The sequence below is a fragment of the Streptomyces olivaceus genome (assembly GCF_000721235.1).
Classification (GTDB): domain Bacteria; phylum Actinomycetota; class Actinomycetes; order Streptomycetales; family Streptomycetaceae; genus Streptomyces; species Streptomyces olivaceus.
The window spans coordinates 97,685-103,860 of record NZ_JOFH01000034.1 but is presented as its reverse complement, the minus strand read 5'-3'; the positions used below and the strand labels follow the sequence as shown (position 1 = coordinate 103,860).

4 protein-coding genes and 1 pseudogene are annotated in these 6,176 nt (G+C 72.5%); all 5 read right to left on the bottom strand.

The genetic code is table 11. From position 1 onward, the window contains the following. A pseudogene (locus IG94_RS0130985) lies at positions 1-293 on the bottom strand (glucose-6-phosphate isomerase); the annotation flags it as partial. Continuing rightward, on the bottom strand, positions 286-1,221 hold the full coding sequence (gene opcA, locus IG94_RS0130980) for a glucose-6-phosphate dehydrogenase assembly protein OpcA (RefSeq protein ID WP_031044800.1): 936 nt from the start codon (positions 1,219-1,221) through the stop codon (positions 286-288). The gene opcA and the pseudogene IG94_RS0130985, both read right to left, overlap by 8 nt. Continuing rightward, positions 1,218-2,813, bottom strand: coding sequence for a glucose-6-phosphate dehydrogenase (locus tag IG94_RS0130975; RefSeq protein ID WP_031044798.1), 1,596 nt, complete (start codon positions 2,811-2,813; stop codon positions 1,218-1,220). Before IG94_RS0130975 ends, opcA begins: the two co-directional genes overlap by 4 nt. Beyond that, positions 2,810-3,979 (bottom strand): transaldolase, encoded by a 1,170-nt coding sequence (gene tal / locus IG94_RS0130970; protein WP_031044795.1) that lies wholly within the window; start codon positions 3,977-3,979, stop codon positions 2,810-2,812. Before tal ends, IG94_RS0130975 begins: the two co-directional genes overlap by 4 nt. A gap of 71 nt (positions 3,980-4,050) precedes the next feature. Then, positions 4,051-6,147, bottom strand: a complete 2,097-nt coding sequence (gene tkt / locus IG94_RS0130965; protein ID WP_031044793.1) for a transketolase — start codon at positions 6,145-6,147, stop codon at positions 4,051-4,053. Positions 6,148-6,176 lie beyond the last annotated feature (29 nt).

Sequence of the window (6,176 nt, the reverse complement as noted above, 5' to 3'; positions counted from 1 at the left end):
AGCACGGCGCGGTCCTCGGTGATGTTGATCCGCTCGCCGCGGAACATGGCGTCGCGCAGCCCGAACACGTCGGTCGCGGCGGCCAGTTCCCGCAGCAGCGCCAGGGTCTCGTCGGTGACCAGGTTCTTGGAGTAGTCGATGCGCAGGTCGCCGACGCGCACGACGTACCGCTCGGCCCGCCCGGGGTCCTGGGCGAACAGCTCACGCAGGTCCGGCCGCGGCAGCGCGTCCTTGCGGTGGTCGGCGAGCGCGGTCCACTCGGGCCGCCGGTCGAGCTTCGGGGTGTCAGACATGGACGGGGGTCTCCTTGCCGGCCTCGCCCCGCAGGGCGACGGCGTACATCTCGTCGGCGTCGAGGCGCCTGAGCTCCTCGGCGATGAGTTCGGAGGTGGCGCGCACCTTCAGCGCGAGGGAGCGCGGGGGCTGACCAGGCAGGGTCATCGTGGCGAGCGGGCCCTCCGGCCGGTCGATGACGATCTCGCCGTTCGCGGTGCCGAGGCGCACGGCCGTGACGACCGGGCCGTCGGTGACCACGCGCTCCACCCGGACCCGCAGCCGGGCCTCCAGCCAGCGGGCCAGGAGTTCGGCGGCCGGGTTGTCCGCCTCCGCCTCCACGACCGCCGAGGTCACCGGCGTCCGGGCCTGGTCGAGGGCCGCGGCCAGCATCGAACGCCACAGCGTCAGCCGGGTCCAGGCGAGGTCGGTGTCGCCGGGCGCGTAGGCGCGGACCCGGCGCTCCAGGACCTCCATCGGCCGCTCGACCGTGTAGAGGTCGGTGATCCGGCGCTGGGCCAGCGCGCCCAGCGGGTCCTTGGCCGGGTTGTCCGGCGCCTGGACCGGCCACCAGACGACGACCGGCGCGTCCGGCAGCAGCAGCGGCAGCACCACCGAGTCGGCGTGCTCGGACACCTCCCCGTACATGCGCAGCACGACGGTCTCGCCGGTGCCGGCCTCCGAGCCGACCCGGACCTCGGCGTCGAGGTGCGAGCGGGTGCGGTCCCGCAGGTTGCGGGGGTGGCGCTTGATGACGACCAGGGTGCGCGAGGGGTGCTCGTGCGAGGCCTCCTCGGCCGCCTTGATCGCGTCGTACGCGTTCTCCTCGTCCGTGACGATCACCAGCGTGAGCACCATGCCCACGGCCGGGGTGCCGATGGCCCGGCGGCCCTGCACCAGCGCCTTGTTGACCTTGCTTGCCGTGGTGTCGGTCAGGTCGATCCTCATGGCCTGCGCCAGCTCCGTCCGTCTCGTGCGAGCATCTCGTCTGCTTCCCGCGGTCCCCAGCCGCCCGACGCGTACTGCGCGGGCTTGTCGTGCGAGGCCCAGTACTCCTCGACCGGGTCGAGGATGCGCCAGGACTCCTCCACCTCCTGGTGGCGCGGGAAGAGGTTGGCGTCGCCCAGGAGGACGTCCAGGATCAGCCGTTCGTACGCCTCCGGGCTGGACTCCGTGAACGACTCGCCGTACGCGAAGTCCATGGACACGTCCCGGATCTCCATCGACGTGCCCGGCACCTTGGAGCCGAACCGGACCGTCATGCCCTCGTCGGGCTGGACGCGGATCACGATCGCGTTCTCGCCCAGCTCCTCCGTGGCGGTGGAGTCGAAGGGGGAGTGCGGGGCGCGCTGGAAGACCACCGCGATCTCCGTGACCCGGCGGCCGAGGCGCTTGCCGGTGCGCAGGTAGAACGGGACCCCGGCCCAGCGCCGGTTGTCGATCCCGAGCTTGATCGCCGCGTAGGTGTCGGTGGTGGAGGCCGGGTCGATGCCCTCCTCCTCCAGGTAGCCGGGGACCCGCCCGATGCCGTCGTAGTAGCCGGCCCGGCCGCCGATGCCGATGTCCTCGGCCATCGTGATCTGGACGTGGTCGACGTAGGACCGGTTCCAGATCGGCTCGTACATCTGGTTGGCGAAGCGCAGGGCCAGGATGTTCTGGACGGTCTCCTTGCCCAGGTAGTGGTCGATCCGGAACACCTGCTCCGGGTCGAACACCTCGTGCACCAGCGCGTTCAGGTCGCGGGCGCTGTCCAGGTCGTGGCCGAACGGCTTCTCGATCACCGCACGGCGCCAGGAGCCGTCCGGCGCGTCGGTCAGCCCGTGCTTCTTGAGCTGCTGGACGACCTTCGGGAAGAACTTCGGCGGCACGGAGAGGTAGAAGGCGTAGTTGCCGCTGGTGCCGCGCGAGGCGTCCAGCTCCTCCACGGCCTTGCGCAGCTGTTCGAACGCGTGGTCGTCGTCGAAGTCGCCGGGGATGAACCGCATGCCCTCGGAGAGCTGCTGCCAGACCTCCTCGCGGAACGGCGTGCGCGCGTGCTCCTTGACCGCGTCGTGCACCACCTCGGCGAAGTCCTGGTCCTCCCAGTCCCGGCGGGCGAAGCCGACCAGCGAGAAGCCGGGCGGCAGCAGGCCGCGGTTGGCCAGGTCGTACACGGCCGGCATCAGCTTGCGGCGGGACAGGTCACCGGTGACGCCGAAGATGACCAGCCCGGACGGGCCGGCGATACGGGGCAGACGGCGGTCCTGGGGATCGCGCAGGGGGTTGCTCCAGTCGAGCGGCGCCACCGGCTCCACGGCCTTCGCACCCGCGCTCCCGCTCTTCGCCCCCTTGGCGGCATGGGCGGTCCCGGACTTCTTCGCGCCCCGGGCGCCCTTGGCCGGCCCGGACGCCCTGGCCGCGTCGGCGGTCCGTGCCTGCTGGGCGTCCTCGGACTCCTCGGCGTGCAGCGGACCCGCGGCCTCCCGGGCCGTCCGCGCCTCCTTGGCTTCCTTCGTCGCCTTGGTCTCCTGGACCGTCGTAGCGGGAAGCTCCTCGCTCATTCCCCGTCAACTCCCTTGCTGTCGAGGGACTTCGTCACGGCGGCGAGCAGGTCCTGCCAGGCCGCCTCGAACTTCGCCACGCCCTCCTGCTCCAGCTGCTCCACCACCTCGTCGTAGGAGATGCCGAGCCGCTCCACGGCCGCGAGGTCGGCCCGCGCCCGGGCGTACCCGCCGGTGACCGTGTCGCCCCGGACCTCGCCGTGATCGGCGGCGGCGTCCAGGGTGGCCTCCGGCATCGTGTTCACGGTGCCGGGAGCGACCAGCTCCTCCACGTACAGGGTGTCCCGGAATGCCGGGTCCTTCACACCGGTGGACGCCCACAGGGGGCGCTGGGGGTTGGCGCGGGCCCCGGCGAGGGCGGTGAAGCGGTCGCCCGCAAAGACGTTCTCGTACGCCTCGTAGGCCAGGCGCGCGTTGGCCAGGGCCGCCCTGCCGCGCAGGTCGCGGGCCTCCTCCGTGCCCAGCAGCGTCAGCCGCTTGTCGATCTCGCTGTCGACGCGGGAGACGAAGAAGGAGGCCACGGAGTGGATGCCGGACAGGTCGAGCCCCGCGGCCCGCGCCTTCTCCAGGCCGGCGAGGTAGGCGTCCATGACCTCGCGGTAGCGCTCCAGGGAGAAGATCAGCGTGACGTTGACGCTGATGCCGGCGCCGACGACCTCGGTGATCGCCGGAAGGCCCGCCTTCGTCGCCGGTATCTTGATCATCACGTTGGGCCGGTCGACCAGCCAGGCCAGCTGCCCGGCCTCCGCGACCGTGGCCCGCGTGTCGTGGGCGAGGCGCGGGTCGACCTCGATGGAGACCCGGCCGTCCCGGCCGCCGGTCGCGTCGTACACCTCGCGCAGCACGTCGGCGGCGGCGCGGACGTCGGCGGTGGTCATCATGCGGACCGCCTCGTCGACGGTGACGCCCCGGACGGCGAGGTCGGCGAGCTGCTCCTCGTAGCCCTCGCCGGAGCCGATCGCGGCCTGGAAGATCGACGGGTTGGTGGTGACGCCGACGACGTTCTTCGTCCTGATCAGCTCGGCCAGGTTGCCGGACTCGATCCGCCGCCGCGACAGGTCGTCCAGCCAGACGGAGACACCCTGGTCGGCCAGGCGCCGCAGCGCTCCCGCCGGTGGGGTCGCGAGCGCGGTCGCGGTCGCGGTTGCTTCGGTCACAGTGATCATCTTCTCTTTCTGCTTCGCGGGTTTCGCGGTTTCGCGGGGGTGCGCGGGGTCGCGGGCTTGGCGGGGTCGGCTCAGCCGCGGGCGGCGGCCAGGGACTCCCTGGCGGCGGCGGCCACGTGCTCGGCGGTGAAGCCGAACTCGGTGAACAGGGTCTTGGCGTCGGCGGAGGCGCCGAAGTGCTCGAGGGAGACGACGCGGCCCGCGTCCCCCACGTACTTGTGCCAGGTCAGGCCGATTCCGGCCTCCACGGCCACCCGGGCCCGCACGGCCGGCGGCAGCACGCTCTCGCGGTACTCGCGCGGCTGCTCCTCGAACCACTCGACGGACGGCATCGACACCACGCGGGTGGGCGTGCCCTCCGCCTCCAGCGCCTCCCTGGCCGCCACGGCGAGCTGGACCTCGGAGCCGGTGGCGATCAGGACGACGTCCGGGGCGCCGGCAGAGGCGTCGGCGAGGACGTAGCCGCCGCGGGCCGCGGCCGGGTTCGGCTCGCGGGTGGGCACGCCCTGGCGGGTGAGGACGAGGCCGTGCGGGGCCGGGGCGGTGGAGTGGCGCCGGAGGATCTCGGCCCAGGCGGTCGCGGTCTCGTTGGCGTCGGCCGGGCGGACCACGTTCAGGCCCGGGATCGCGCGCAGGGCGGCCAGGTGCTCGACCGGCTGGTGGGTGGGGCCGTCCTCCCCGAGGCCGACGGAGTCGTGCGTCCACACGTACGTCACCGGCAGCTGCATCAGCGCGGACATGCGGACCGCGTTGCGCATGTAGTCGGAGAAGACCAGGAACGTTCCGCCGTAGACGCGGGTGTTGCCGTGCAGGGCGATGCCGTTCATCTCGGCGGCCATCGAGAACTCGCGGATGCCGAAGTGGACGGTGCGGCCGTAGGGGTCGGCCTCCGGCAGGGGGTTGCCCGCCGGGAGGAAGGACGACGTCTTGTCGATCGTCGTGTTGTTCGAGCCGGCCAGGTCGGCCGAGCCGCCCCACAGCTCGGGCAGCACCGGGCCGAGGGCCTGGAGCACCTTGCCGGAGGCGGCGCGGGTGGCGACGGACCCGCCGGCCTCGAACACCGGCAGGGTGTCCTCCCAGCCCTCGGGCAGCCGGCCCGCCACCACGCGGTCGAACAGCGCCGCCCGCTCGGGGGCGGCGTCGCGCCAGGCGGCGATCCGCTTGTCCCACGCGGTGTGCGCCTCGGCGCCCCGGTCCAGGGCCCGGCGGGTGTGGGCGAGCACCTCGTCGGAGACCTCGAAGGACCGCTCCGGGTCGAAGCCGAGGACCCGTTTGGTGGCGGCGACCTCGTCCGCGCCGAGGGCGGAGCCGTGGGAGGCCTCGGTGCCACGCGCGTTCGGGGCGGGCCAGGCGATGACCGTGCGCATGCCGATGATGGACGGGCGACCGGTCTCGGCCTTCGCCGCCGTCAGCGCCGCGTACAGCGCGTGCACGTCGACGTCGCCGTTCTCGGCGGGCTCGATGCGCTGCGTGTGCCAGCCGTAGGCCTCGTACCGCTTCAGCACGTCCTCGGAGAACGCGGTCGCGGTGTCGCCCTCGATGGAGATGTGGTTGTCGTCGTAGAGGAGGACGAGATTGCCGAGCCGCTGGTGGCCGGCGATCGAGGACGCCTCGGCGGAGACGCCCTCCTGGAGGTCGCCGTCGCTGACGACCGCCCAGACCGTGTGGTCGAAGGGGGACTCGCCGCCAGGGGCCTCCGGATCGAACAGGCCGCGCTCGTAGCGGGCGGCCATCGCCATGCCCACGGCGTTGGCGACGCCCTGGCCCAGCGGGCCGGTCGTCGTCTCGACACCCGCCGTGTGACCGTACTCGGGGTGCCCCGGTGTCTTGGAGCCGTGCGTGCGGAACGCCTTGAGGTCGTCGAGACCCAGCTCGTACCCGGCGAGGTAGAGCTGCGTGTAGAGGGTCAGCGACGTGTGGCCGGGGGAGAGGACGAAGCGGTCCCGGCCGGTCCACTCGGGGTCGGCGGGGTCGTGCCTCATCACCTTCTGAAAGATCGTGTACGCCGCCGGGGCGAGAGCCATCGCCGTGCCCGGATGGCCGTTGCCGACCTTCTGCACGGCGTCGGCCGCCAGAACTCGGGCGGTGTCGACGGCACGCCGGTCGAGTTCGGTCCATTCGAATCGGTCCGCGCTGTCCACTGTCTGCGTGCTCGGCTGCGTACTCATCTTCAAGAAATCCTCGATGGGAGCGGAGG

Coding starts and splice junctions, on each gene's coding strand:
- tkt (WP_031044793.1), bottom strand. CDS start 6,147: ATGAGTACGCAGCCGAGCACGCAGACAGTGGACAGCGCGGACCGATTC.
- tal (WP_031044795.1), bottom strand. CDS start 3,979: ATGATCACTGTGACCGAAGCAACCGCGACCGCGACCGCGCTCGCGACC.
- opcA (WP_031044800.1), bottom strand. CDS start 1,221: ATGAGGATCGACCTGACCGACACCACGGCAAGCAAGGTCAACAAGGCG.
- IG94_RS0130975 (WP_031044798.1), bottom strand. CDS start 2,813: ATGAGCGAGGAGCTTCCCGCTACGACGGTCCAGGAGACCAAGGCGACG.